The sequence below is a fragment of the Bacillus sp. FSL P4-0248 genome (assembly GCF_038593305.1).
Taxonomy (GTDB): Bacteria; Bacillota; Bacilli; order Bacillales; family Bacillaceae; genus Bacillus; species Bacillus safensis.
The window spans coordinates 144,013-166,012 of the sequence record NZ_CP151983.1 but is presented as its reverse complement, the minus strand read 5'-3'; the positions used below and the strand labels follow the sequence as shown (position 1 = coordinate 166,012).

The following is a 22,000-nucleotide window of genomic DNA, read 5'->3' as shown; positions in this document are numbered from 1 at the left end:
TTTATAAAAACTCGAATTAACAGGTACGTTTTGTCTTGTTTAGTTTTCAAAGATCATCTCCGCCGTTCTTAGCGGCTTTAATAATATAACATTTCGCTTCATCTTATGTCAACAACTTTTTTCAAGTTTATTTCCCGAAGCGTTTTGTGTTTGTCACTGTGTGTCAGCGACGATTAATAATATATCACGAAAACATTCTATCGGTCAACGCCTTTTCGAAACTTTTTTTGAAATAGTTTTATTAAGCATCTTAAACCCTTGTCCTGCATACAATCAAGTAACAATCTTGGACAAGGCAGGAGTGTTTGAATTGAGTCGATTATATGTGTTGCCTATTAAACGGCTGAAGCAAGTTGTCATTATTCTTGTAGCAGCCCTTGCAGCTGCAACCTTTTTTTATGTACAAAAGGCACCGCCGCTGTCGGTATTTAAAACTGAACATGGACCCCGAGCCATTTATAAAGGAGAGACTTCATCAAAACATGTCTCTCTCACTTTTAATATTGGCTGGGGGGATGAGAAGGCAGTTCCTATTTTAAATGTCCTTCGAGAGTACGGTATAAAGAACGCCACTTTCTTTCTGTCTGCTTCTTGGGCTGAGCGTCATCCTGATATCGTGAAACAAATTAGGGAGGACGGCCATCAAATTGGAAGCCTCGGCTATGCTTATAAAAATTATAGCCAGCTTGAAGATAGTGAAATCAAGCAAGATCTTGTCCGTGCACAAAATACATTTCAAAAGCTTGGACTAGATGACATTCAACTATTAAGACCGCCAACTGGACAGTTTAACGAAACAGCACTGAAAATTGCCACACAGTACGGTTATACCGTTGTTCATTACAGCATCAATTCACAGGATTGGCTGAATCCGGGGGTCGACCAAATTGTTCAAAATGTAAATGATCGAATGAAAAGCGGAGACATTGTTCTCCTTCACGCCTCAGATTCAGCAACCCAAACCGCTCAAGCCTTACCCGCTATTTTGAAACAAATAAAAGAAAAGAATTTAAAAAATGTGACGGTTGGCGAACTGATCTCCAACACGAAAACAAAGTCATCAGAAGTTAAGTAGCTTTCGCTTTTGAAAACCGCGGCATCGCTAACAGCTGAAACGCATTACAGCCTAATAGCGGGAACAGCATTAAATACAGCCAGTCCTCTTCATTGACTCTGAGCGCCGGGAACCATTCTAACGACGTGATGACGACCATGAGAAACATTGCGGAAATAAATGTTTTCTTAGAGGACTGCTGCTGTTTAAAATAAGCCACGATCAATGCAAACACACCGATAAAAACAGGCAGCCACAAGTATGGAAGAAATGAATCATTCTCCCCGAAAAACAAAAATCGCAAGTAAGCTAAATCAAACAACACAAAAATCACAAGAAACAGCTGAATGGTATTCCATAAAGAATGTGACCGGAAAATCTCTAACGCAAACCGGTGCACCGTCAAGAAGACAACAAACCCCATCTGGCTAATGACACTAAAGATCATCCCTACACCAATAAACCAAAACAATACAGATGCGATCTCTAGAATTTCAAACGATATAAAAAGCTTCTGATATTTCCCCCACTCCAGCGCAAAGCCTACCACGCTTGTAATGACCGCTCCAACAGCTAGCACAGAGAAGAAAAAACGAACTAAATCCCGACTTTTCATTGAATTGATCCAACCCCTATTTTTGTTATGTATAAATTTACGTGAAACATTCATATTAAAAGTAAGACATGTAACGAAAGGAGCCACTGTATGTCAAAAGGCATCTTGCGTATAATGAGCTGTTTTCTTCTTTTATCTCTAACAGCTTGTGCTCCCAAAACCCAATCCTCATCTAATATGGACTATGACGAAACAAAAAAAATGGTCGTCGATATATTAAAGACAGATGACGGTAAAAAGGCCATTCAACAGTTATTAAATGACGAGGCAATGAATGAAGCTTTGGTAATGGATGAACAAACTGTGAAAAAAACGATAGAGAAAACACTGACTTCTGATAAAGGCAAAGAGTTCTGGAAGAAGGTCTTTGAGGATTCTAAATTTGCCGAGACTTTCGCAAAATCCATGCAGCAACAGCATGAAAGAATGTTAAAACAGCTAATGAAGGATCCTGACTATCAACAGCTGATGATGGATATTCTCAAGGATCCTGAGATGGAAAAGAAATACGGTGAATTGGTAAAAAGCAAAGAGTTTAGAAAACACTTAGAAAAAGTCATTACGGAAACATTAAGCAGCCCTCTTTATAAGAAGAAATTCGAAGATGAGCTCAAAAAGGCAGCATCCGAGAGCGGCAGTGATTCCGGCTCGAAAGATAGCGAAGGAAGCGATTAGTTAAACATCACCCGAGTGGCATTCATCCACTCGGGCTTTCATTATGCTTTCACTGCTAATTGTTCAATGACTTTATTCGCAATGTGTTGATACACTTCTCCTGTCGGATGACTTGCATCATAGACAGAAGGCGCAAAATCATCCTCATTCCAATCAGGCTGTCTTAAAGGAATTTGGCCAAGGACTGATACACGCAGCTCTTCAGCCAGCTTGTCCCCGCCGCCTTTTCCAAAGACGTATTCCTTTTCACCTGTTTTTTTGCTTTCATAATAGCTCATATTCTCAACGACCCCGAGCACCTCATGATCTGTTTGCAGTGCCATTGCGCCTGCTCTTGCTGCAACGAAGGCAGCTGTCGGATGCGGTGTAGTGACAATGATTTCTTTACAGCTAGGCAGCATTGTATGAATATCAAGCGCCACATCTCCCGTTCCAGGCGGAAGGTCTAATAGTAAGTAATCTAATTCTCCCCACTCAACTTCATGGAAGAAGTTATTTAACATTTTTCCAAGCATCGGTCCTCTCCAAATAACCGGTGCATTTTCTTCAACAAAAAAGCCCATTGAAATCACTTTGACACCAAAGCGCTCCACAGGAATAATTTTTTCCCCTTTAACTGTTGGTCTGACAGTGATTCCCATCATATCCGGTACACTAAAGCCATAAATATCAGCATCAATCAGCCCGACTTTTTTCCCTAGACGAGCCAGCGCTACAGCAAGGTTAACAGAAACAGTCGATTTACCAACGCCGCCCTTTCCACTCGCAATCGCTAAGAACTCAGGCGGATTTTTAGAGTTAAGCAGAGTTTCTTCCTCATCTTGTGATGGCATAAACTTTTCAAGTGTTTCCTGAGGCAGTTCCTCAAAACGAAGTCCTACTGTGTTAGCACCTGCTGCTTTCAAGGCTTGTACGATGTCTTGCTGCAGCTTCATCTGCTCAGCAGTGCCTGTTTTAGCAATGGCCACCTTTAGGCTCACATGCTCTTTCTCAGGCTTTAGGCTGATTTCCTTGATGGCATCCAGCTCACCAAGCGGTATATGAAGGAAAGGTTCGTCCATCTTCCCAACTAGTTTTCTCACATCATCTTGTCCGATCATAGCAGAACCTCACCCTTTATTGAATTCGTTTACAATCCAAGTATATCATACATATCCTTACAATGTCTGTCCTGTTTGCCTGCGATCAAAAGGAAAAAGCCCCTTATTCAGGAGGCTCTTTTTGCTCTGTTAAATATCTTAAAATCCCTTTATAAATAGAGGCAGCAATTTGATCCTGATATTTAGGTGTTGCCAGCTGTCCAGCCTCTTTCGGGTTGGAGAGAAACCCAATTTCCACAAGAGCTCCTGGCTTTGTGACATTTTGCATTAAATAAATGCCATTAATCCGCTTCGCCTTTCGATCTGTGTTTTCAAGATTCCTGCGCAATTCATCTTGAATGAACTTCGCTGCCTTTTCATTTTCTTCATACTTTCCGTAAAAAAACGTCTGAGCCCCGCTCCATTTGTTTGATGGTATCGCATTTAAATGAATGCTTAAATAGAGATCCGCTTCAGATTCATTGATGACTTTGACGCGGTTCCTTAAATCCTCCGCTTTCTTTCGGGCATATCCCCTTGTATTCTTTGATGATAAATCAGAATCATCCTCTCGGGTCATGAGAACAAGCGCTCCCTGCTCCTGCAAATAGTCACGTATCTTCATGGATACATCCAGTGCAATCTCTTTCTCAAGCAGTTCTCCTCCTACAGCCCCTCCATCTGGACCGCCGTGACCCGGATCTAAATAGATGATCTTCCCGCTTAGAGGCAAATTCCACGATTTCCATGAATCATCATTTAGAAATTGAAACCTGAATAAGAATAAGAGGACAATAAACCCAATTAAAAACCCTGTCCACTTCAGCTTTCTTTTCATCCCTGTCCCTCCCATACACCATTATTTTATAGATATGGGACAAGGACTGGAAATATGCTTAGTGCAGCCGAAGCTTGTGTCTTTTTTCTGATTCACGAAAGCCTTCCTGCCACCACATGCTTAAAAAATCCTTTGCAAATGGATATAAACATGACATTTTCCGCTCCATACGGAACATATTCCCCCACGATTGCAAGCATCCTGCCAGCTCTTCAATCAGCTCAGCTTCCTCCTGGAAGGACCGCTTTTTGATATCGTCGAATGATTCGCCGTATTTACTCGACTCACCGTATCTCCCGCCAGCTAAGAAAGCTTCAATGGCGAAATCGATGCAGCCATCACTCATAATACCAGCTGGATCATCTGCAAATGGAAACAGCTTCTTTGTGAATTTCTCGGAAGCAGCCGTTACTTGTTGAAGAGACAATGTACGCAAAAGCTTCTTTTCAAGCGTGACATCTCGTTTTGTTTTTAGTTGATAAAATGAAAGCACTTCTGCCATGGACTGAACTCCTTTTTTCTTTGTATTGTTCGTTGGTTTGAACAAAACATGCAGTTCAGTAAATGGAAATGACGGCCTGTGAACGATCGGAATGGAAAATTGTGATAAAATAGACATTTACATATAGAAAGAACAATAAAGGGGCAAAATCAATGAAGAAATGGATGTATATCCTGCTGCTACTTACAGTCGTCCTATCTGCGTGCAGCAGTCAAGCCAGCGAGAAAAAGAGCGATATGAAAGGAATAGCAGACATATCCTTAAAACAACTTTCAACACACAAAAACACGTATCTCGGTGACAATTCAGCCATTCGTGAAATCTTATCAGATCTTCCTGGAGGCGTCATTCGTGAATTTGAAATCATCGATAGGAAAGCATTAGACGTCACGTATGGAGTAAAAGAAAATGCAGGCTATACAGAAGAACAGTTTGACGCCTTCTGGTTTGATCAAAAGGATACGATCGAAAAAACGTATTTATACAACGCCATCGCACTTTTTATTCTGGTCGATAACGTAGAGCAAGTGACACTTAACATGACCTCTAAAGACGAGCCGTCCGTCACGTTTAAAAGAAAACAGCTAGAAAAAGAGCTCCCTCACCCTTTTAAAAAGTACAAAGACGATACAGCGCTTTGGCAAAAGGAACTGGTTGATGGAGTTGTGAAGTCAAAAAAGAAACGCCAAGATGTATACAAAGCGTTTCCAATGCAGAAATAATAAAACAGAGGGGTGTTTCCCTCTGTTTTTTGATGTTTATGTAGTGAAAGCCTGTATCAAGCGTTGTCGAAAGTTTTGATCCACTGCTGCAGTAAGCATAAATTCGTTGAATACTCCCCCAATCCAGTGAGAATTGTTCGCTTTCAGATCATTGATAAAAAGAGAAATGGATATAGAGGATGTATCTGTTCTTCGATATAAAGCACCTGTGAAAACGAACAATGTTGCTCCGCCTTTATACCAAAGATATTCATCTGTTTCCTTTTTCAATGTTTCTCCCAGTACGATTTGGCTAAAAAGACTCTTTTCTTCTATTGTTAACAGCTCATCCTGGAGACGTTTCATAAAATGTGCATATTGATTGGTTGTAGACTTTGTCAACTTTTGCGTCAGTAATGATTGAATACGCCAGCCTAATAAGTTCTTTTTTTTCATTTTTTCTTCTAACGCCTTTTTATACTCTGGGTCATTTTTCATGATATTAAAAATCTCATTCATTAGAGATTTGTATTGTTCTTCGGATACACCGCTCATTTTCTTGAATGCATCCCGCCGACGATCAGATACATAAGCGGACCACAAAATCATTGGCGTGAGCGGCATGAGTTCATCATGTTCTGTAAGACCTGCTTGTTTCATCTGATCATTGATCTTTTCTAAGCCCAGCCGGTCAATCAAATAATCCGTACAAGCATTCGAACTGAATTGCATCATCCCTTTGGCAACATCTAATAAAGTCGCATGCTCAGAAAAATCATTGACCTCCAGCCAGTACGCGTGCGCACCACCGTCTGTTCTATCAATATAAAACCGCTCTATATCAGACAATGCCACTTTTTCCTCTAGCTTGATGGCGCCGCTCGATACAGCTTTAACAAAATGAAATAAAACCACTAATTTCACCGTACTTGCAAGTGGCGTTTTTTGATCAGCATTCCATTCTAACACCACATCATCATTTTCAATGATTGTCACTGAAACGTCCTTTTTGTTTTTTGTGACAAATGTCAAAAGATCTTCCTTCGTTTTCTTCATATCTCTTTTATACAGCAAGACTTGAACCACCACGTAAAGTATGACCACACATATGACAATTAGACCGATTTTGAATAACATGTTTCTCCTTTCTCAATAACAGAGGATGTACACATTCAATATAACAAATATTTCAAATAAAGGCACAAAAAAGGCAGAGGTTCGTGAATCCTCCGCTTCTTGTTGTCCTTATTCATGGGGCAGATGCAGCTTCATTCCTTCATGTGTGGCTTCAAACCCTAATTTCTCATAAAAATGGCGTGCTTCTGGCCTCTGTTTGTCTGTTGTCAGCTGAATCATATGACATCCGCGGTCGCTTGCGCGTTGAATGGCCCACTTTATGAGCAGCGAGCCGACTCCTTTTCCTCTATGAGTCGAAGCCGTACGAACTCCTTCGATGGATGCTCTCCATCCTCCTTGATGTGTAAGAAATGGCGTCATGGTTAACTGAAGAACACCAATTGCTTCTTCCTGGTCAAACGCAACAATGAGTTCAATATTTGGATCAGCATCGATTGAACGAAAGGCTTTGATATAACTTTCTAATAATGGGCTAGTGTAACACTCTCTCTTTTGACCTAACTTATCATCTGAAAGCATGAAGACGATTTTGTCGAGATCTTCTTGCACAGCTTCTCTAAATGTCAATTGATTTAAATTCAATGAAAGCACCTCCTAGGATGGACGTAAACTATCTTCACTTACTAAAATACCAATTACAACCGTTTTTCTATAAGATTTGATCAGCTGCTTTTTTTAACCACACAACTAGGCGGCAGTGTGTACCCTTGGTTTTCTTGAATGGGAAAACTCAATGATAAGAAATGCTTCAAAGATCCTCATGGCGAAGTCCCTCTTCTGCTTATTTGATCTGATTATATCAACATCGAAAGCGGAGTGATATTTGAAATGGTGAATTACTTCATATCATGAAAACTTATCAAGCCCTCTTCACGAACCATTCCTCTTGTAAGATGGCATAGTAAAACTCATCCCACCACTCATTTCCTTGTGGTATACATTTTTTAAAATACCCCTCTCTCCTCATCCCCATTTTCTCCATCACTCTCCACGATGGCACATTCTCAGGCTGACAAGTGGCAATGATCCGATGTAAGTTTAGTGTGTGAAAACCATGATGTAAGACAGCATACGCCGCTTCTGATGCATAGCCCTTGTTTTGATAGGCAGGATTGAAGACCCAGCCAATCTCATATGTGTGCTCACCAAAGTAAGAATGGAACACGATATGCCCGATGCATACCTGATCTTCTTTTAATAGAACAGCAAAATTCTTGGCTTTTTTAAGACGATTATTTTTAACAAATTCCTTCGCATTTTCTTTAGAAAAAACACCTTCCGGAATATACTTCATCACCGCCGGATCAGATGTATATGCATAAACATCATGCCAATCATCCTCAGCAAATGATCGAATGAAACACCTTTCTGTTGTTAGATTCATATGACACTTCCATAGACTTCGTGTTTTAAACAAAACCTTGCTATGATCCTATTTTATATGTTTCCAAACAGAAAAAAACACAAATAAAAAAGCACCAGCAGGATGCTGATGCTTTTTTTATAAGGTTTGTCTGTAACAAACCTTTGTAAAACGTCCATACAATATAAAATTGATTAACGTTTTGAGAACTGAGGAGCTCTACGTGCGCCTTTAAGACCGTATTTCTTACGCTCTTTCATACGAGGATCACGAGTAAGAAGTCCAGCACGTTTAAGTGGTGTACGGTACTCAGGATCTACTTCTAGAAGAGCACGAGAGATACCGTGACGAATTGCTCCAGCTTGACCAGAGAATCCACCACCGTGAACATTTACAAGAACATCGTAGCTGTTAGCTGTTTCTGTGATGTTCAAAGGCTGTTTCACGTCTTCGATTAAAGCAGCGAATGGAATGTATTCAGTAATTTCACGATTATTAACGACGATACGGCCTTCACCTGGAACTAAGCGAACGCGCGCTACAGAACTTTTACGACGACCTGTACCGTAATATTGAACCTGTGCCAAATTGTTAACCTCCCTTATAATTAACCGCGAAGTTCGTAAACTTCAGGTTGTTGTGCTTGATGTGGATGCTCAGAACCACGGTACACATTTAATTTTTTGAACATTTGACGACCTAGTGGACCCTTTGGAAGCATACCTTTGATAGCAAGCTCCAACATTTTCTCAGGGTAGTTTGTACGCATCTCAAGAGCAGTTCTTTGTTTCAAACCGCCTGGGTGCATCGTGTGACGGTAGTAAATTTTGTCCGTCAATTTCTTACCTGTTAATTCAATTTTCTCAGCATTGATGATGATGACGTGATCACCTGTATCAACGTGTGGTGTATAAGTTGGTTTGTGCTTACCGCGCAAAAGTGATGCTACTTCAGTAGAAAGACGACCTAGAGTCTTGCCTGCCGCATCAACAACTAGCCATTTGCGCTCAATTGTGCTTGCGTTCGCCATTGGTGTTGTACGCATGAGTTTCCCTCCTAAATAAATCAATGAATTTTCCTTGAATCAAATGCTACGTTCTATTTCAAAACACAAGATAAGTCTTCCGGGGCTTATTTGTGGGGTTGAAATACATACCATATGATATCTTATAACTTTCTGCTTCCTGTGTCAAGAACATGTTACACCTGGTTTAGTTGTCATAGAAAACTTCCCATAAATACAGTCCGTGACTAGGCGCAGTCTTGCCTGCCGCTTCGCGATTTCGGGCGGCAAGCATAGCTTTTATCTCCTCAGGGTGAAATTTACCAGAACCGATTTCAAGCAACGTTCCAGCGATAATCCGCACCATGTTGTATAAAAAGCCATTCCCTCTCACACGCATTTCAAGCCCGTCTGAGACGTTTTTCCACTCAAGGGCATAAATAACCCTCACCTTGTCCTGAACCTCCGTATTGGCCGCACAGAAGCTTGTAAAGTCATGCGTCCCAATCAGGTGCTCAGCGGCTTCTCTCATTTTATCGATATCCAGCCGGTAAGGATAGTGGCAGGCATACTGTCTCGTGAACACATTTTGGTGTGTTTCCGTTGAGACCTTATAACGGTACTCCTTCGAAACAACACCAAATCTGGCATGAAACGAGTCATCGACCTCCTCAGCCTTTAGAACACGGATATCATCCGGCAGCAAGCTGTTAAGGGCAAAAGGCCATCTCTCCATCGGGATCGAGAGTGGGGTGTCAAAATGGATGACCTGTCCCTTTGCATGGACACCGCTGTCCGTCCGGCCGGAAGCCACAATCGGAATCAGTTCATCCTGTTTGTGCATTCTTGCAAGGGCTGACTCTATCTCCGTCTGAACGGTTCGCTGCCCTGGCTGCACCTGATAGCCTTTAAAATGTGTCCCATCGTAGGATACGGTACATTTGACCTTCATCTAGGAATCACCTAATTTCTAAGCAGCACAAGGAGTGCTGTTAACAGGATGAATAGAAGCAGCGTGAACGTGTCCTTCATGCCCCAGACAAGCTGACGGTATTTCGTCCGTCCTTCTCCCCCGCGGTAGCCTCTCGCTTCCATCGCGGTCGCCAGTTCTTCTGCACGCTTAAACGCACTGACGAAAAGCGGAACAAGCAAAGGAACGATGGCTTTCATGCGATCCTTTAAAGGCCCGCTTGTAAAATCAACACCTCGTGCCATTTGTGCCTTCATGATTTTATCCGTCTCTTCTAATAACGTCGGAATAAACCGAAGAGAGATGGACATCATGAGAGCAAGCTCATGAACAGGCAGTTTGATTTTACGGAATGGGTGCAGAAGCTTCTCCATCCCGTCTGTCACTTCTATAGGCGTTGTGGTTAACGTAAGAAGTGTCGTCATCATGATGAGATAGACAAAACGGAGTGAAATGAATATTCCTTGCTTTAAACCTTCTTCATAAATATTCAGAAAACCAAAGTGGAATAGCAAGGCGCCATCCTTTGTCATGAAAATATGCAGAATAAAGGTAAACAGGACAATCCATAGGATCGGCTTCATTCCCTTGAGAATAAAGTATAGCGGCACCTGAGAAACCATCACCACAAGGATGGTAAAGACACCTAAAAGCCCGTAAGTGATGTAATTATTAGCAAAAAAAACAATAAAGACAAAAAAGAAAATTGATAACAGCTTTGTCCTTGGATCAAGACGATGGACAAAGGATGAACCTGGCACATATTTGCCGATAATCATACTATCCATCATGATGTCGTGTCCTCCTGATAAAGAGCTGTTAAGGCTTCTGCCATTTCATCCATCGTCAGAAGCGGCCTTGGAAACGTAATACCAAGCTTTTCTTCTACAGTCTGCTGGAATTTAATCGTTTCTGGGAGGTCGAGACCAAACGAAGACATGTCTGTACGATTGGCAAACAACTCTCTCGGCGTACCTGTCGCCTTCACTGTCCCTTTATGCATCACAATCATTTGATCCGCATAATGAGCGGCATCTTCCATACTGTGTGTGACCAGAATCGTGGTGAGGTTTGCCTTATGATGAAGATCATAGAACATGTCCATGATTTCCTTCCGCCCGCGTGGATCCAGCCCAGCAGTCGGCTCATCAAGCACAAGCACCTCTGGCTCCATCGCTAAAACGCCTGCAATCGCCACACGTCTCATTTGACCGCCGCTTAGTTCAAAGGGAGATCGAGATAATAGGGACTCAGGAAGACCAACCAGTTTCAGCATCTCCTTCGCCTTCGCTTCTGCCTTCTCTTGAGGAACGCCGAAGTTCATCGGGCCAAAGCAGATATCCTTGAGTATGGTTTCCTCAAAGAGCTGATGCTCAGGAAACTGAAACACGATGCCTACCTTTTTCCGGAGGGGTTTCATATCCTTCTGCTTTTTATTGGCTTGTAAAACTGTCTTTCCAAGCGCAATGCTCCCCTTCGTTGGTTTGAGCAATCCATTTAAATGCTGCAGCAATGTGGACTTACCAGAGCCCGTATGACCAATGACAGCGACATAGCTGCCCTCTTTGATGGAAGCATTGACATCATACAAAGCGAGACGCTCAAACGGCGTTTTCATTTGATAACGATGCTCTAATTCTTTGATCGTAATGTCCATAGCTCTTTCACCAATCCTTCTTGTGTCAAATGGGCATTTGCAAGCGGCACACCTTGCTGCTTCAATTGCTTGCTCAATCGATAGGAGAATGGCAGATCAAGTCCAATCTGAACCAGCTGTTCATCTAGTTCAAATACTTCCTCTGGCGTTCCCTCAGCAAATTTCTTCCCACCATTCATCACAATGACGCGGTCTGCTTTGGCAGCCTCGTCTAAATCATGTGTGATGGAAATGACTGTGACCGTTCCTTGTTCCTTCAATAGTCTAACAGTCTCTAACACTTCTTCACGGCCAATCGGATCAAGCATTGATGTTGCTTCATCCAAGATCATGATGTCAGGGCTTGCGGCAAGCACACCTGCAATGGCGACTCTCTGCTTCTGCCCGCCTGATAGATGGTGCGGCTCTTGATCAAGAAACTCCTGCATATTGACCTGTTTGACAGCCCAATCTACACGTTCTATCATCAATTCCCGCTCAACCCCGTTATTTTCTAAACCAAAAGCCACATCATCACGAACTGTTGAGCCCACAAATTGGTTATCTGGGTTTTGAAAGACCATTCCGACCTTTTTGCGAATATCCCAAACACTTTCTTCTTTGAGCTCAATCTCTCCAACCTTGACCGTACCAGCATCCGGTAAAATGAGCCCATTCAGCACACGGGCAAGTGTGGATTTACCTGAACCGTTATGACCAACAATGGCGAGCCATTCATTTTGATTCACATGCAGTGACACTTGATCTAAAGCGGGCTTGTCCGCATCCTTGTGATAACGAAATACAATGTCCTTTACGTCAATTAATGTCTTCCCCATCTCTACCGGACCTCCTCTCAGCTCAACCTCTTCTTTGCTTATTCCTAAAAAAGCCGTAGTACCTAAAAAAGGGCATAGATCCAGTTATGAACTGTCCCGCCCTTTCTTAGATACACGATATGTGATTAAACTAATTCAATGACAGCCATTGGTGCGCCATCGCCGCGACGAGGTCCAAGCTTCATGATACGAGTGTATCCACCTTGGCGATCTTCGTAGCGAGTTGCAACGTCAGCGAATAATTTTTGAAGTGCATCTTGGTTTGTTTCAGCGTTAGCTACTTCATTACGAATGTAAGCTGCAGCTTGACGGCGAGCATGAAGATCTCCGCGTTTGCCAAGAGTGATCATTTTTTCAACTACAGAGCGAAGTTCTTTCGCACGTGTTTCAGTTGTTTCGATGCGTTCGTTGATGATCAAATCAGTCGTTAGGTCACGAAGCATTGCTTTACGTTGTGCACTAGTGCGTCCTAGCTTTCTGTATGCCATGTGATGTCCCCTCCTTAATTAGAGATGCTGTATGAATAAAAAACACACGAAAATCCTAGTTCACAATGAAACTAGTCAATCGTCTTTACGAAGACCCAGTCCAAGTTCTTCTAGTTTCGCTTTCACTTCTTCAAGAGATTTACGTCCAAGGTTACGAACTTTCATCATATCCTCTTCTGTCTTGTTAGCAAGCTCTTGAACAGTGTTAATACCCGCACGCTTCAAACAGTTGTAAGAACGAACAGAAAGATCAAGCTCTTCAATTGTCATTTCAAGCACTTTTTCTTTTTGGTCTTCTTCTTTCTCAACCATGATTTCAGCATGCTGAGCTTCGTCAGTTAACCCAACGAAAATATTCAGGTGTTCAGTTAAAATCTTAGAACCTAGAGCGATCGCTTCTTTCGGTCCTGTGCTTCCATCAGTCCATACATCTAGTGTTAATTTATCATAGTTTGTGATTTGCCCAACACGGGTGTTCTCCACTTGATAAGTCACACGAGATACAGGTGTATAGATTGAGTCGATCGGAATCACACCGATTGGCTGATCGTCTCTTTTGTTTGCATCAGCAGGATTATACCCGCGACCTCTTTGTGCAGTTAAGCGAACACGGAAGCTCGCATTCTTGCCAAGAGTTGCGATGTGAAGATCTGGATTTAAGATTTCAATATCGCTGTCGTGTGTAATATCAGCAGCTGTTACAGTACCTTCATCTTGTACATCAATTTCAAGCGTCTTCTCTTCTTCAGAGTAGATTTTGAGTGCAAGCTTTTTAATGTTTAAGATAATCGTTGTAACATCTTCAACCACGCCTTCGATCGTTGAGAATTCGTGTAAGACACCATCTATCTGGATCGATGTTACAGCTGCACCAGGAAGTGAGGATAAAAGGATACGACGAAGGGAGTTCCCTAAAGTGGTACCATATCCACGCTCAAGTGGCTCTACGACAAACTTGCCATACTTGGCATCGTCGCTGATTTCAACCGTTTCGATTTTTGGTTTTTCAATTTCGATCATCTAATAAAACCCTCCTTCAAAACGTCGAAACCTCGAATAGAATCATATGAGATTCCATCCGAAATTCCTCATTGTTTAGTCCCGTATGTGCTCAGGCAACGAGTCGTGTATTCGTCTCATAAATAACTGTATCATAACCCATTATTGACAGGGACACAAAATCTATACAAACAAATTACACGCGGCGACGTTTTGGTGGACGGCATCCGTTATGAGGAACTGGAGTTACGTCTCTAATTGCAGTAACTTCAAGACCTGCAGCTTGAAGTGCACGAATTGCAGCTTCACGACCAGAACCAGGACCTTTAACAGTTACTTCAAGTGTTTTAAGACCGTGTTCGATAGAACCTTTAGCAGCAGTTTCAGCAGCCATTTGTGCAGCGAAAGGAGTAGATTTACGAGAACCTCTGAATCCTAATGCACCAGCACTTGACCAAGAAATTGCGTTTCCATGAACATCAGTAATCGTTACAATCGTGTTGTTGAAAGTGGAACGGATATGAGCGATTCCAGCTTCAATATTCTTTTTCACGCGACGTTTACGCGTATTTTGTTTACGAGCAGCAGCCATTCTTTAACTACCTCCTTTACTTATTTTTTCTTGTTAGCTACAGTACGACGCGGACCTTTACGAGTACGCGCGTTGTTTTTTGTGTTTTGTCCACGAACAGGAAGTCCTCTACGATGACGGATTCCGCGGTAGCTTCCGATTTCAATTAGACGCTTAATGTTAAGTGAAACTTCACGACGAAGGTCACCTTCTACTTTAAGTTTGTCAATGATATCACGGATTTTACCAAGTTCGTCTTCAGTTAGATCGCGAACGCGAGTGTCTTCAGAAACACCTGCTTCTTTAAGGACTTGTTGCGCAGTCGTACGACCAATTCCAAAAACATATGTTAAAGAAATGACAACACGCTTATCACGTGGAATATCTACACCAGCAATACGAGCCATGATTTGGGCACCTCCTTGTTATTAGCCTTGTTTTTGTTTATGTTTTGGGTTTTCACAGATCACCATTACTTTTCCTTTTCTGCGAATCACTTTACATTTTTCACAGATAGGTTTAACAGATGGTCTCACTTTCATGTGTTTCCAACCTCCTTCTTCCGGAGTTGCTTTATTTGTAACGGTACGTAATTCTACCACGAGTTAAGTCATATGGAGATAATTCTACCGTAACTTTGTCTCCAGGTAAAATGCGAATGAAGTGCATACGGATTTTTCCTGATACATGAGCCAAAACTGTATGACCATTCTCTAGTTCAACTTTGAACATTGCGTTTGGCAAAGTTTCTGCTACAGTACCTTCCACTTCAATTACATCGTCTTTCGCCATTCAAGTGTTCTCCCTTCTTCAAATCAGTAACTTGCTCTCTGACAAATGTCCAAATGAGAATCTCTCAATTGTCCATCTATCACCCGACCTGTTTTGAATATACTGTTCTGAACTTCCGGAGATACGCAATCATAAAAGGTTATATGATTGATATTTTTTCTTAGGAGAATGAAATTTACGCTTTTCTCCGTCTGCGATTAGTACATGGCAGCCAACGAACATGCCGATGACACCTGTATACTGATCTTGTTCTTTCTTTGGACTATACAGACAACCTGCCCGATTTGGGCCTGAAAGGCTTCAGTGAAGACCTAAATCTTAGTCAGTATATCAAAACCTGTATCTGTAATCGCAATCGTATGCTCAAAGTGAGCACACTTTTTCCCATCAACCGTTACAACCGTCCAGTTATCAGCCAATGTTTTCACATATCGGCTGCCTGCGTTCACCATCGGTTCGATGGCCAACACCATCCCAGGTTTTAGCCGCGGGCCTTTGTTGGGCGGACCATAATGAGGAATTTGAGGGTCCTCATGAAGATCCTGTCCGACCCCATGTCCAACATATTCTCTAACAACTGAAAAATTTTCATTTTCAACATACGTTTGTATGGCATGGGAAATGTTCGACAGACGTTCGCCTGGCTTTGCTTCCTGTAAGCCTTTATATAGAGATTCCTCTGTGACTTCCAGTAGTTTGCGGTCTTCATCACTGATTACCCCAACTGGATAAGTCCAAGCAGAGTCACCATGATAGCCATTTAACTTTGCGCCAATATCGATACTAATGATGTCACCATCACGTAAAACCCGTTTACCAGGAATACCGTGAACGAGTTCTTCATTCACCGAAACGCAAATGCTCCCGCGAAAACCATTATACCCTTTAAAAGATGGGATTGCACCCTGCTTTGTAATAAAACGTTCGGCAATTTGATCCAATTCTTTTGTCGAAATACCTGGTTTTATATGTTTCTTCAGCTCTTCATGAGTCAGTGCGACAATACGTCCAGCTTCTCTCATAATCTCAAGCTCGCGAGGAGTTTTACAGATAATCATTTATTTAATCCTCCAAGCAGGTCCTTGATATCTGCATACACATCGTTAATGTGCTTCGCACCATCAATGTTTACAAGATATCCTTTTTCTGAATAGAAGTTCAGTAAAGGTTCAGTCTGCTTTAAGTTTACTTCAAGTCTAGTCGAAACGGTTTCTGCATTATCATCTGCACGTTGATAAAGCTCGCCTCCACACTTGTCACAAACATTTTCTTTCGCAGGTGGATTGAATACTAAATGATATGTTGCTCCGCAATTTTTGCAAATTCTTCGGCCAGTCAGACGCTCCATCAAAGCATCTTTATCGACTTTAATATTAATGACATAATCAATCGTTCTGCCAAGGTCCTTTAGAATTTCTTCTAAAGCTTCAGCCTGAGCGACTGTTCGCGGAAATCCGTCCAGAAGAAAACCTTGTTCACAATCATTTTTGCCAAGTCTTTCTCTAACAATACCGATTGTGACCTCATCAGGAACAAGCTCTCCTTTATCGATAAAGGATTTTGCTTCGAGCCCAAGTTGTGTCTCCTCTTTCATAGCAGCGCGGAACATATCTCCTGTTGAGATATGAGGGATCCCATAATCATCAACAATTCGTTCTGCCTGAGTGCCTTTACCAGCACCCGGAAGCCCCATTAAGACTAAGTTCATTTCGGATTTCCCCTTCCTTACTTAGAGAGGTTGGGCAGCTGCCCAGCCCTCTGTTTTATTTCATAAATCCACGGTAATTTCGTTTCACTAATTGGCTTTCAAGCTGTTTCATTGTTTCAAGTGCAACACCTACAACAATGAGAAGACTTGTGCCGCCAATTTGTGCAGCGGAAGGTAATCCAGCGAATTGAATGAAAAAGATAGGAAGTATTGAAATCACGGCTAAGAAAATGGCGCCCACAAACGTGAGTCGGTACAAAATGCTCGTAATTCTATCTTGAGTCATTTTCCCTGGACGAACTCCCGGGATATAGCCACCCTGCTTTTGCAGATTTTCAGCCATTTGTTCAGGATTGACTTGGACAAAGGCATAAAAATATGTGAAAGCAACAATCAGTGCTACATAAATCGTCATACCGATTGGCTTAGTATAGTCAAAGTTGTTGGTTATCCAAGTTGTCACATTATTGGTTCCGAAGAACGATGCGATCGTCTGCGGAGTAATAATGAAAGAAACGGCAAAGATGACTGGAATCACCCCTGCTGGATTCACTTTTAATGGAAGGTGCGTTGCTTGACTAGCAGACATTTGTGCACGGCCAGTTCCCTTTGAATATTGAATTGCAATCTTTCTCACTGCCATTTGAATGTAAATAACACCGATAACAATGACAAGAATGGCAATGACAATAAGGGCAATTTTAAGGATTTGCATGAACAGCTGTCCATCTCCACCTACAAATTGTTGAGCGTACACTTGTTTTAATGTTTGAGGGATACCAGCGATGATACCGGCAAAGATAATAATCGAAATACCGTTACCAACACCGTGAGCAGTAATCTGCTCACCCAGCCACATTAAAAATGCTGTTCCCGCAGTGAGTACGACCGCAATTAAGAGATACGTTGAAACACCAGGGTTTTCAATCAGCATGCCTCCTGCCATATTGTTAAATCCATATGACATTCCTAGCGCCTGGATAAATCCTAGAACAATTGTAAAATACCTTGTGAATTGTGCTAATTTTCGGCGGCCAACCTCTCCTTGCTTTGACCACTCAGTAAACTTCGGAACAACATCCATCTGCAAGAGCTGAATGATGATCGAAGCAGTGATATACGGCATAATCCCCATTGCAAGAATGGAGAATTGGAAAAGTGCCCCGCCCCCAAACGTGTTGAGGATTCCGAAAACACTCATTTGATCCTGTGCCTGGAGAACTTCGGCGTTCACATTAGGCACAGGGATGAAAGCACCTATACGAAAGACGACTAACATTAAAAGTGTGAATATAATCTTATTCCGTATATCTTTCACGCGCATAAAATTGGAGATTGTCTTAAACAAGTTAGATCACCTCGGCTGTACCGCCAGCAGCTTCAATCGCTTCTTTCGCAGAAGCAGAGAATTTATTGGCTTTTACAGTTAATTTTTTTTCTAATTTACCGTTGCCAAGAATTTTTACTCCTGCTTTTAACTTGCTTATTGCACCAGTCTCTAGAAGAAGTTCAGGAGTTACTTCCGTTCCTTCGTCAAAACTGTTTAATCTGTCTAAGTTGATTACCGCGTAATCTTTACGGTTGATGTTTGTAAAACCACGTTTTGGAAGACGTTGGAATAAAGGCATCTGACCACCTTCGAAACCAGGGCGTACACCGCCGCCAGAACGAGCGTTTTGACCTTTATGACCTTTACCAGAAGTTTTACCGTTACCTGATCCAATACCACGACCAACACGGTTGCGTACTTTACGTGAACCTTCTGAAGGCTTCAATTCATGAAGTTTCATTTGGGCACCTCCTTATCGATTAAAAATGTTTTATTGTTCTTTAACAGAAACTAAATGAGACACCTTGTTAATCATGCCGCGGATCGCTGCATTGTCTTCATGTACGACTGTTTGGTTTGTTTTCTTAAGACCAAGAGTACGAACAGTGACACGCTGATCTTCAGGGCGACCGATTACACTGCGTTTGAGGGTAATTTCTAATTTATTTGCCATTATTGTTCCCTCCTTATCCTAACAGGTCTTCTACAGATTTTCCACGAAGCTTCGCTACATCTTCAGCACGTTTAAGCTCACTTAAACCTTGAAGTGTTGCGCGGATCATGTTGATCGGTGTATTAGAACCTAGAGATTTAGAAAGGATATCAGCTAGACCAGCAAGCTCAAGTACCGCACGAACTGGGCCTCCAGCGATAACTCCTGTACCTTCTGAAGCAGGCTTCAATAGAACGTTTCCTGCACCGAATCGACCGATGATTTCATGTGGAATTGTAGTTCCAACCATTGGTACTTCAATTAAATTCTTTTTCGCATCTTCAACAGCTTTGCGGATCGCTTCTGGTACTTCTTGTGCTTTACCAGTACCGAAACCTACATGACCGTTTTTGTCACCGACAACAACTAAAGCTGCAAAACGGAAACGACGTCCACCTTTAACAACTTTCGCTACGCGGTTAACCGTAACTAAGCGTTCTTCTAACTCTAATTTGCTTGGGTCAATACGACTCATTCGGATGTGTCCCTCCTTCTTTTATTAAAATTTAAGTCCAGCCTCACGAGCAGCTTCAGCTAGAGCTTTTACACGTCCATGATATAGGTATCCTCCGCGGTCAAATACCACGTTAGAGATTCCTTTTTCAACAGCACGTTTTGCAACAAGTTCGCCAACTTTCGTAGCAGCTGCAGTGTCAGAACTATTCTCGATCTTTAACTCTTTATCAAGAGTAGAAGCACTTACAAGTGTTACACCGTTAACATCATCAATTACTTGAGCGTAGATATTCTTGTTAGAACGGAAAACGTTAAGGCGAGGTCTTTCAGCAGTACCTGAAAGTTTCGCACGAACACGAGCATGTCTTTTAAGACGAGTAGCGTTTTTGCTAGTTTTCGTAATCATCCGAGTCACTCCTTTCTTCACATTAAGCGATCTTACTTACCAGTTTTTCCTTCTTTACGGCGAACGAATTCACCTTCGTAACGAATTCCTTTACCTTTGTAAGGCTCTGGAGCACGGACAGCGCGGATGTTAGAAGCTAGAGCTCCTACACGCTCTTTATCGATACCTTTAATGATTACTTTCGTTTGAGATGGAACTTCGATTTCAACTCCAGCCTCAGGAACGATTTCAACTGGATGAGAGTATCCAACGTTAAGAACAAGTTTGTTTCCAGATTTAGCTGCACGGTAACCGACACCGATAAGTTCTAAACCTCTTTCGAAACCTTTAGATACACCTTCAACCATGTTTGCAATCAAGCTGCGTGTTGTACCATGTAATGCACGGTGTTCTTTATTTTCAGACGGACGGCTTACAGTTAAGACGTTGTCCTCAATTTTAATTTCCATATCAGGGTGAAATGCACGAGTTAGTTCACCTTTTGGTCCCTTTACTGTCACTGTGTTATCGTTGTTTGTCACAGTAACTCCTGAAGGGATCTCGATTAGTTTTTTACCTATACGAGACATACCAAGCACCTCCATTCATCTTAAACTTTTTTTACCATACGTAAGCAAGTACTTCTCCACCAGCTTGTTTAGCACGGGCTTCTTTGTCCGATAAAACACCTTGTGATGTAGAAATAATTGCGATTCCAAGTCCGTTAAGTACACGTGGTACTTCATTTGATTTCGCATATACGCGTAAACCAGGTTTACTGATTCTTTTAAGACCAGTGATAACACGTTCGTTGTTTTGGCCGTATTTAAGGAACAAACGGATAATTCCTTGTTTGCTGTCTTCGACGTACTCAACGTCACGGATAAAACCTTCACGCTTTAAGATTTCAGCAATTTCTCTTTTGATTTTTGAAGCCGGTACTTCTAGCTTCTCATGACGTACCATGTTCGCATTGCGAATACGAGTCAGCAAATCTGCAATCGGATCTGTCATAACCATTATTTAATAACCTCCTTCCCATTTATGGGGATTACCAGCTGGCTTTTTTAACGCCAGGAATTTGTCCTTTATATGCAAGTTCGCGGAAACAAATACGGCAAAGTTTAAACTTACGAATAACTGAATGTGGACGACCACATCGTTCGCAGCGCGTATACTCTTGAACTTTAAACTTTTGTTTGCGTTGTTGTTTCGCAATCATAGACTTTTTAGCCACGATTTCGCCTCCCTTTCATTGATTATTTCTGGAACGGCATACCTACTTGAGTTAATAACTCACGTGCTTCTTCGTCCGTATTGGCAGTAGTAACGATAACGATATCCATACCGCGGACCTTTGTTACTTTATCGTAATCAATTTCTGGGAAGATTAACTGTTCTTTAATACCAAGCGTGTAGTTTCCACGACCGTCGAAAGATTTCTTAGAAATCCCGCGGAAGTCACGTACACGTGGTAAAGACACAGAAATAAGTTTATCAAGGAAATCATACATGCGCTCTCCGCGAAGTGTTACTTTCGCACCGATTGGCATTCCTTCACGTAGACGGAATCCAGCAATAGACTTCTTCGCACGAGTAACGACAGGTTTTTGACCAGCGATAAACGTTAATTCTTCAACAGCAGTATCGATTGCTTTAGCGTTTTGAACAGCGTCACCAACACCCATGTTGATCACGATTTTTTCGATTTTTGGCACTTGCATTACTGATTTGTATTCAAACTTAGAAACTAATGCAGGTGTAATTTCTTTTACATACTTTTCTTTAAGGCGGTTCATGAGAAAGACCTCCCTTCCTTATTTACTATTTATCTAGAACTTGCCCAGATTTTTTCGCTACACGGACTTTCTTTCCGTCCTCAACTTTATACCCAACACGTGTCACTTCACCCGTTTTAGGATCAAGCGGCATTACGTTTGATACGTGGATCGGCGCTTCTTGTTCAGAAATTCCGCCTTGAGGGTTAGCTTGGGTTGGTTTAGAGTGTTTTTTCACAAGGTTAATACCTTCTACTAAAACACGTTCCTTTTTAGGGAAAGCAGCAAGGATGACACCTTGTTTACCTTTATCTTTACCAGAGATAACCACTACTTTATCGCCCTTTTTAACATGCATTTAATCGCAC

At 41.9% G+C, this 22,000-nt stretch carries 34 protein-coding genes and 1 pseudogene; 3 read left to right on the top strand and 32 right to left on the bottom strand.

Annotation, left to right across the window (positions count from 1 at the left end):
- The first annotated feature begins 310 nt into the window (after positions 1-310).
- Positions 311-1,075, top strand: coding sequence for a polysaccharide deacetylase family sporulation protein PdaB (pdaB, locus tag NST65_RS00960; protein ID WP_065215437.1), 765 nt, complete (start codon positions 311-313; stop codon positions 1,073-1,075).
- Here the strand turns inward: pdaB and NST65_RS00955 are convergent.
- Positions 1,068-1,670: a KinB-signaling pathway activation protein gene (locus NST65_RS00955; RefSeq protein ID WP_111927725.1), complete on the bottom strand. Its 603-nt coding sequence runs from the start codon at positions 1,668-1,670 to the stop codon at positions 1,068-1,070. The genes pdaB and NST65_RS00955 overlap by 8 nt on opposite strands.
- 90 nt (positions 1,671-1,760) lie before the next feature.
- On the opposite strand from NST65_RS00955, the gene gerD reads away from it, so the two are divergent.
- Complete coding sequence (gerD, locus tag NST65_RS00950) at positions 1,761-2,345, top strand: spore germination lipoprotein GerD (RefSeq protein ID WP_024425617.1); 585 nt, start codon at positions 1,761-1,763, stop codon at positions 2,343-2,345.
- A gap of 41 nt (positions 2,346-2,386) precedes the next feature.
- Here the strand turns inward: gerD and NST65_RS00945 are convergent, their stop codons facing one another.
- The 3 genes from NST65_RS00945 to NST65_RS00935 all read right to left on the bottom strand — a co-directional run bounded on the left by NST65_RS00945 (position 2,387) and on the right by NST65_RS00935 (position 4,764).
- Positions 2,387-3,445 carry an Mrp/NBP35 family ATP-binding protein gene (locus tag NST65_RS00945; protein WP_024425873.1) on the bottom strand — a complete coding sequence of 353 codons (1,059 nt, stop codon included), beginning with the start codon at positions 3,443-3,445 and terminating at the stop codon, positions 2,387-2,389.
- 103 nt (positions 3,446-3,548) lie between these two features.
- Complete coding sequence (gene cwlD / locus NST65_RS00940) at positions 3,549-4,262, bottom strand: N-acetylmuramoyl-L-alanine amidase CwlD (RefSeq protein ID WP_034283867.1); 714 nt, start codon at positions 4,260-4,262, stop codon at positions 3,549-3,551.
- A gap of 58 nt (positions 4,263-4,320) precedes the next feature.
- Positions 4,321-4,764: a DUF2521 family protein gene (locus tag NST65_RS00935; RefSeq protein WP_034283869.1), complete on the bottom strand. Its 444-nt coding sequence runs from the start codon at positions 4,762-4,764 to the stop codon at positions 4,321-4,323.
- A gap of 152 nt (positions 4,765-4,916) precedes the next feature.
- Here NST65_RS00935 and NST65_RS00930 point away from each other — a divergent pair, with 152 nt between their 5' ends.
- Entirely contained in the window at positions 4,917-5,486 is a 570-nt protein-coding gene (locus NST65_RS00930; protein WP_041115147.1) for a DUF4825 domain-containing protein, read from the top strand.
- A 36-nt stretch (positions 5,487-5,522) separates the two neighbouring features.
- On the opposite strand, the gene NST65_RS00925 is transcribed toward NST65_RS00930, so the two are convergent.
- From NST65_RS00925 to rplX, 28 genes and pseudogenes are all read right to left on the bottom strand, one after another.
- On the bottom strand, positions 5,523-6,539 hold the full coding sequence (locus tag NST65_RS00925) for a class A beta-lactamase-related serine hydrolase (RefSeq protein WP_258521805.1): 1,017 nt from the start codon (positions 6,537-6,539) through the stop codon (positions 5,523-5,525).
- A gap of 171 nt (positions 6,540-6,710) precedes the next feature.
- On the bottom strand, positions 6,711-7,184 hold the full coding sequence (locus NST65_RS00920) for a GNAT family N-acetyltransferase (protein ID WP_342489225.1): 474 nt from the start codon (positions 7,182-7,184) through the stop codon (positions 6,711-6,713).
- 277 nt (positions 7,185-7,461) lie between these two features.
- Positions 7,462-7,986 (bottom strand): GNAT family N-acetyltransferase, encoded by a 525-nt coding sequence (locus NST65_RS00915; protein WP_111927726.1) that lies wholly within the window; start codon positions 7,984-7,986, stop codon positions 7,462-7,464.
- A 173-nt stretch (positions 7,987-8,159) separates the two neighbouring features.
- Entirely contained in the window at positions 8,160-8,552 is a 393-nt protein-coding gene (gene rpsI, locus NST65_RS00910; protein WP_034283876.1) for a 30S ribosomal protein S9, read from the bottom strand.
- Positions 8,553-8,572: 20 nt separating this feature from the next.
- Entirely contained in the window at positions 8,573-9,010 is a 438-nt protein-coding gene (rplM, locus tag NST65_RS00905) for a 50S ribosomal protein L13 (RefSeq protein WP_003217042.1), read from the bottom strand.
- Between the two features lie 166 nt (positions 9,011-9,176).
- Positions 9,177-9,920, bottom strand: coding sequence for a tRNA pseudouridine(38-40) synthase TruA (truA, locus tag NST65_RS00900; RefSeq protein WP_034283879.1), 744 nt, complete (start codon positions 9,918-9,920; stop codon positions 9,177-9,179).
- 11 nt (positions 9,921-9,931) lie between these two features.
- Positions 9,932-10,729, bottom strand: a complete 798-nt coding sequence (locus NST65_RS00895) for an energy-coupling factor transporter transmembrane protein EcfT (protein WP_034283880.1) — start codon at positions 10,727-10,729, stop codon at positions 9,932-9,934.
- Positions 10,726-11,595, bottom strand: coding sequence for an energy-coupling factor ABC transporter ATP-binding protein (locus tag NST65_RS00890; protein WP_034283881.1), 870 nt, complete (start codon positions 11,593-11,595; stop codon positions 10,726-10,728). Before NST65_RS00890 ends, NST65_RS00895 begins: the two co-directional genes overlap by 4 nt.
- Entirely contained in the window at positions 11,571-12,413 is an 843-nt protein-coding gene (locus NST65_RS00885) for an energy-coupling factor ABC transporter ATP-binding protein (RefSeq protein WP_008356549.1), read from the bottom strand. Before NST65_RS00885 ends, NST65_RS00890 begins: the two co-directional genes overlap by 25 nt.
- A 125-nt stretch (positions 12,414-12,538) precedes the next feature.
- Complete coding sequence (gene rplQ / locus NST65_RS00880; RefSeq protein ID WP_003216944.1) at positions 12,539-12,901, bottom strand: 50S ribosomal protein L17; 363 nt, start codon at positions 12,899-12,901, stop codon at positions 12,539-12,541.
- Between the two features lie 75 nt (positions 12,902-12,976).
- The gene (locus tag NST65_RS00875) at positions 12,977-13,921 is read right to left on the bottom strand and encodes a DNA-directed RNA polymerase subunit alpha (RefSeq protein WP_003217009.1); all 945 of its coding nucleotides are present in this window, start codon (positions 13,919-13,921) and stop codon (positions 12,977-12,979) included.
- A 175-nt stretch (positions 13,922-14,096) separates the two neighbouring features.
- Positions 14,097-14,492, bottom strand: coding sequence for a 30S ribosomal protein S11 (gene rpsK, locus NST65_RS00870; RefSeq protein ID WP_003217231.1), 396 nt, complete (start codon positions 14,490-14,492; stop codon positions 14,097-14,099).
- A gap of 20 nt (positions 14,493-14,512) precedes the next feature.
- The gene (gene rpsM / locus NST65_RS00865; RefSeq protein ID WP_003217023.1) at positions 14,513-14,878 is read right to left on the bottom strand and encodes a 30S ribosomal protein S13; all 366 of its coding nucleotides are present in this window, start codon (positions 14,876-14,878) and stop codon (positions 14,513-14,515) included.
- 21 nt (positions 14,879-14,899) lie between these two features.
- Positions 14,900-15,013, bottom strand: a complete 114-nt coding sequence (gene rpmJ, locus NST65_RS00860) for a 50S ribosomal protein L36 (RefSeq protein ID WP_003156543.1) — start codon at positions 15,011-15,013, stop codon at positions 14,900-14,902.
- Between the two features lie 31 nt (positions 15,014-15,044).
- Complete coding sequence (gene infA, locus NST65_RS00855; protein WP_003217190.1) at positions 15,045-15,263, bottom strand: translation initiation factor IF-1; 219 nt, start codon at positions 15,261-15,263, stop codon at positions 15,045-15,047.
- Positions 15,241-15,529 (bottom strand): annotated as a pseudogene (locus NST65_RS00850) (RNA-binding protein). The gene infA and the pseudogene NST65_RS00850 overlap by 23 nt, the downstream one beginning before the upstream one ends.
- 45 nt (positions 15,530-15,574) lie before the next feature.
- Positions 15,575-16,321 (bottom strand): type I methionyl aminopeptidase, encoded by a 747-nt coding sequence (map, locus tag NST65_RS00845; RefSeq protein ID WP_003217210.1) that lies wholly within the window; start codon positions 16,319-16,321, stop codon positions 15,575-15,577.
- Positions 16,318-16,971, bottom strand: coding sequence for an adenylate kinase (locus tag NST65_RS00840; protein ID WP_034283883.1), 654 nt, complete (start codon positions 16,969-16,971; stop codon positions 16,318-16,320). Before NST65_RS00840 ends, map begins: the two co-directional genes overlap by 4 nt.
- Before the next feature lie 55 nt (positions 16,972-17,026).
- A complete protein-coding gene (gene secY / locus NST65_RS00835; RefSeq protein WP_007496334.1) occupies positions 17,027-18,319 on the bottom strand; it encodes a preprotein translocase subunit SecY in 1,293 nt (430 codons plus the stop codon).
- 1 nt (position 18,320) lies between these two features.
- A complete protein-coding gene (gene rplO / locus NST65_RS00830; RefSeq protein ID WP_003216888.1) occupies positions 18,321-18,761 on the bottom strand; it encodes a 50S ribosomal protein L15 in 441 nt (146 codons plus the stop codon).
- Positions 18,762-18,791: 30 nt separating this feature from the next.
- Complete coding sequence (gene rpmD, locus NST65_RS00825) at positions 18,792-18,974, bottom strand: 50S ribosomal protein L30 (RefSeq protein ID WP_003217067.1); 183 nt, start codon at positions 18,972-18,974, stop codon at positions 18,792-18,794.
- A gap of 13 nt (positions 18,975-18,987) precedes the next feature.
- Positions 18,988-19,488, bottom strand: coding sequence for a 30S ribosomal protein S5 (gene rpsE, locus NST65_RS00820; RefSeq protein ID WP_007496332.1), 501 nt, complete (start codon positions 19,486-19,488; stop codon positions 18,988-18,990).
- Between the two features lie 24 nt (positions 19,489-19,512).
- On the bottom strand, positions 19,513-19,875 hold the full coding sequence (gene rplR / locus NST65_RS00815; protein ID WP_008356544.1) for a 50S ribosomal protein L18: 363 nt from the start codon (positions 19,873-19,875) through the stop codon (positions 19,513-19,515).
- A gap of 32 nt (positions 19,876-19,907) precedes the next feature.
- Positions 19,908-20,444, bottom strand: coding sequence for a 50S ribosomal protein L6 (rplF, locus tag NST65_RS00810; RefSeq protein ID WP_024425602.1), 537 nt, complete (start codon positions 20,442-20,444; stop codon positions 19,908-19,910).
- Between the two features lie 31 nt (positions 20,445-20,475).
- Positions 20,476-20,874, bottom strand: coding sequence for a 30S ribosomal protein S8 (gene rpsH, locus NST65_RS00805; protein ID WP_007496327.1), 399 nt, complete (start codon positions 20,872-20,874; stop codon positions 20,476-20,478).
- A 31-nt stretch (positions 20,875-20,905) separates the two neighbouring features.
- Positions 20,906-21,091: a 30S ribosomal protein S14 gene (gene rpsN / locus NST65_RS00800; protein ID WP_008356542.1), complete on the bottom strand. Its 186-nt coding sequence runs from the start codon at positions 21,089-21,091 to the stop codon at positions 20,906-20,908.
- A 22-nt stretch (positions 21,092-21,113) separates the two neighbouring features.
- Positions 21,114-21,653, bottom strand: a complete 540-nt coding sequence (rplE, locus tag NST65_RS00795; RefSeq protein WP_003217159.1) for a 50S ribosomal protein L5 — start codon at positions 21,651-21,653, stop codon at positions 21,114-21,116.
- Positions 21,654-21,678: 25 nt separating this feature from the next.
- Complete coding sequence (gene rplX, locus NST65_RS00790; protein ID WP_008356538.1) at positions 21,679-21,990, bottom strand: 50S ribosomal protein L24; 312 nt, start codon at positions 21,988-21,990, stop codon at positions 21,679-21,681.
- Between the last annotated feature and the right edge of the window lie 10 nt (positions 21,991-22,000).

What these genes read in the sequence shown, in the direction of transcription:
- NST65_RS00955 (WP_111927725.1), bottom strand. Translation starts at nt 1,670, where the DNA reads ATGAAAAGTCGGGATTTAGTTCGTTTTTTCTTCTCTGTGCTAGCTGTT.
- gerD (WP_024425617.1), top strand. Translation starts at nt 1,761, where the DNA reads ATGTCAAAAGGCATCTTGCGTATAATGAGCTGTTTTCTTCTTTTATCT.
- NST65_RS00945 (WP_024425873.1), bottom strand. Translation starts at nt 3,445, where the DNA reads ATGATCGGACAAGATGATGTGAGAAAACTAGTTGGGAAGATGGACGAA.
- cwlD (WP_034283867.1), bottom strand. Translation starts at nt 4,262, where the DNA reads ATGAAAAGAAAGCTGAAGTGGACAGGGTTTTTAATTGGGTTTATTGTC.
- NST65_RS00935 (WP_034283869.1), bottom strand. Translation starts at nt 4,764, where the DNA reads ATGGCAGAAGTGCTTTCATTTTATCAACTAAAAACAAAACGAGATGTC.
- NST65_RS00930 (WP_041115147.1), top strand. Translation starts at nt 4,917, where the DNA reads ATGAAGAAATGGATGTATATCCTGCTGCTACTTACAGTCGTCCTATCT.
- NST65_RS00915 (WP_111927726.1), bottom strand. Translation starts at nt 7,986, where the DNA reads ATGAATCTAACAACAGAAAGGTGTTTCATTCGATCATTTGCTGAGGAT.
- rplM (WP_003217042.1), bottom strand. Translation starts at nt 9,010, where the DNA reads ATGCGTACAACACCAATGGCGAACGCAAGCACAATTGAGCGCAAATGG.
- truA (WP_034283879.1), bottom strand. Translation starts at nt 9,920, where the DNA reads ATGAAGGTCAAATGTACCGTATCCTACGATGGGACACATTTTAAAGGC.
- NST65_RS00895 (WP_034283880.1), bottom strand. Translation starts at nt 10,729, where the DNA reads ATGATGGATAGTATGATTATCGGCAAATATGTGCCAGGTTCATCCTTT.
- NST65_RS00890 (WP_034283881.1), bottom strand. Translation starts at nt 11,595, where the DNA reads ATGGACATTACGATCAAAGAATTAGAGCATCGTTATCAAATGAAAACG.
- NST65_RS00885 (WP_008356549.1), bottom strand. Translation starts at nt 12,413, where the DNA reads ATGGGGAAGACATTAATTGACGTAAAGGACATTGTATTTCGTTATCAC.
- rplQ (WP_003216944.1), bottom strand. Translation starts at nt 12,901, where the DNA reads ATGGCATACAGAAAGCTAGGACGCACTAGTGCACAACGTAAAGCAATG.
- NST65_RS00875 (WP_003217009.1), bottom strand. Translation starts at nt 13,921, where the DNA reads ATGATCGAAATTGAAAAACCAAAAATCGAAACGGTTGAAATCAGCGAC.
- rpsK (WP_003217231.1), bottom strand. Translation starts at nt 14,492, where the DNA reads ATGGCTGCTGCTCGTAAACAAAATACGCGTAAACGTCGCGTGAAAAAG.
- rpsM (WP_003217023.1), bottom strand. Translation starts at nt 14,878, where the DNA reads ATGGCTCGTATTGCTGGTGTAGATATTCCACGTGATAAGCGTGTTGTC.
- rpmJ (WP_003156543.1), bottom strand. Translation starts at nt 15,013, where the DNA reads ATGAAAGTGAGACCATCTGTTAAACCTATCTGTGAAAAATGTAAAGTG.
- infA (WP_003217190.1), bottom strand. Translation starts at nt 15,263, where the DNA reads ATGGCGAAAGACGATGTAATTGAAGTGGAAGGTACTGTAGCAGAAACT.
- map (WP_003217210.1), bottom strand. Translation starts at nt 16,321, where the DNA reads ATGATTATCTGTAAAACTCCTCGCGAGCTTGAGATTATGAGAGAAGCT.
- NST65_RS00840 (WP_034283883.1), bottom strand. Translation starts at nt 16,971, where the DNA reads ATGAACTTAGTCTTAATGGGGCTTCCGGGTGCTGGTAAAGGCACTCAG.
- rplO (WP_003216888.1), bottom strand. Translation starts at nt 18,761, where the DNA reads ATGAAACTTCATGAATTGAAGCCTTCAGAAGGTTCACGTAAAGTACGC.
- rpmD (WP_003217067.1), bottom strand. Translation starts at nt 18,974, where the DNA reads ATGGCAAATAAATTAGAAATTACCCTCAAACGCAGTGTAATCGGTCGC.
- rpsE (WP_007496332.1), bottom strand. Translation starts at nt 19,488, where the DNA reads ATGAGTCGTATTGACCCAAGCAAATTAGAGTTAGAAGAACGCTTAGTT.
- rplR (WP_008356544.1), bottom strand. Translation starts at nt 19,875, where the DNA reads ATGATTACGAAAACTAGCAAAAACGCTACTCGTCTTAAAAGACATGCT.
- rplF (WP_024425602.1), bottom strand. Translation starts at nt 20,444, where the DNA reads ATGTCTCGTATAGGTAAAAAACTAATCGAGATCCCTTCAGGAGTTACT.
- rpsH (WP_007496327.1), bottom strand. Translation starts at nt 20,874, where the DNA reads ATGGTTATGACAGATCCGATTGCAGATTTGCTGACTCGTATTCGCAAT.
- rplE (WP_003217159.1), bottom strand. Translation starts at nt 21,653, where the DNA reads ATGAACCGCCTTAAAGAAAAGTATGTAAAAGAAATTACACCTGCATTA.
- rplX (WP_008356538.1), bottom strand. Translation starts at nt 21,990, where the DNA reads ATGCATGTTAAAAAGGGCGATAAAGTAGTGGTTATCTCTGGTAAAGAT.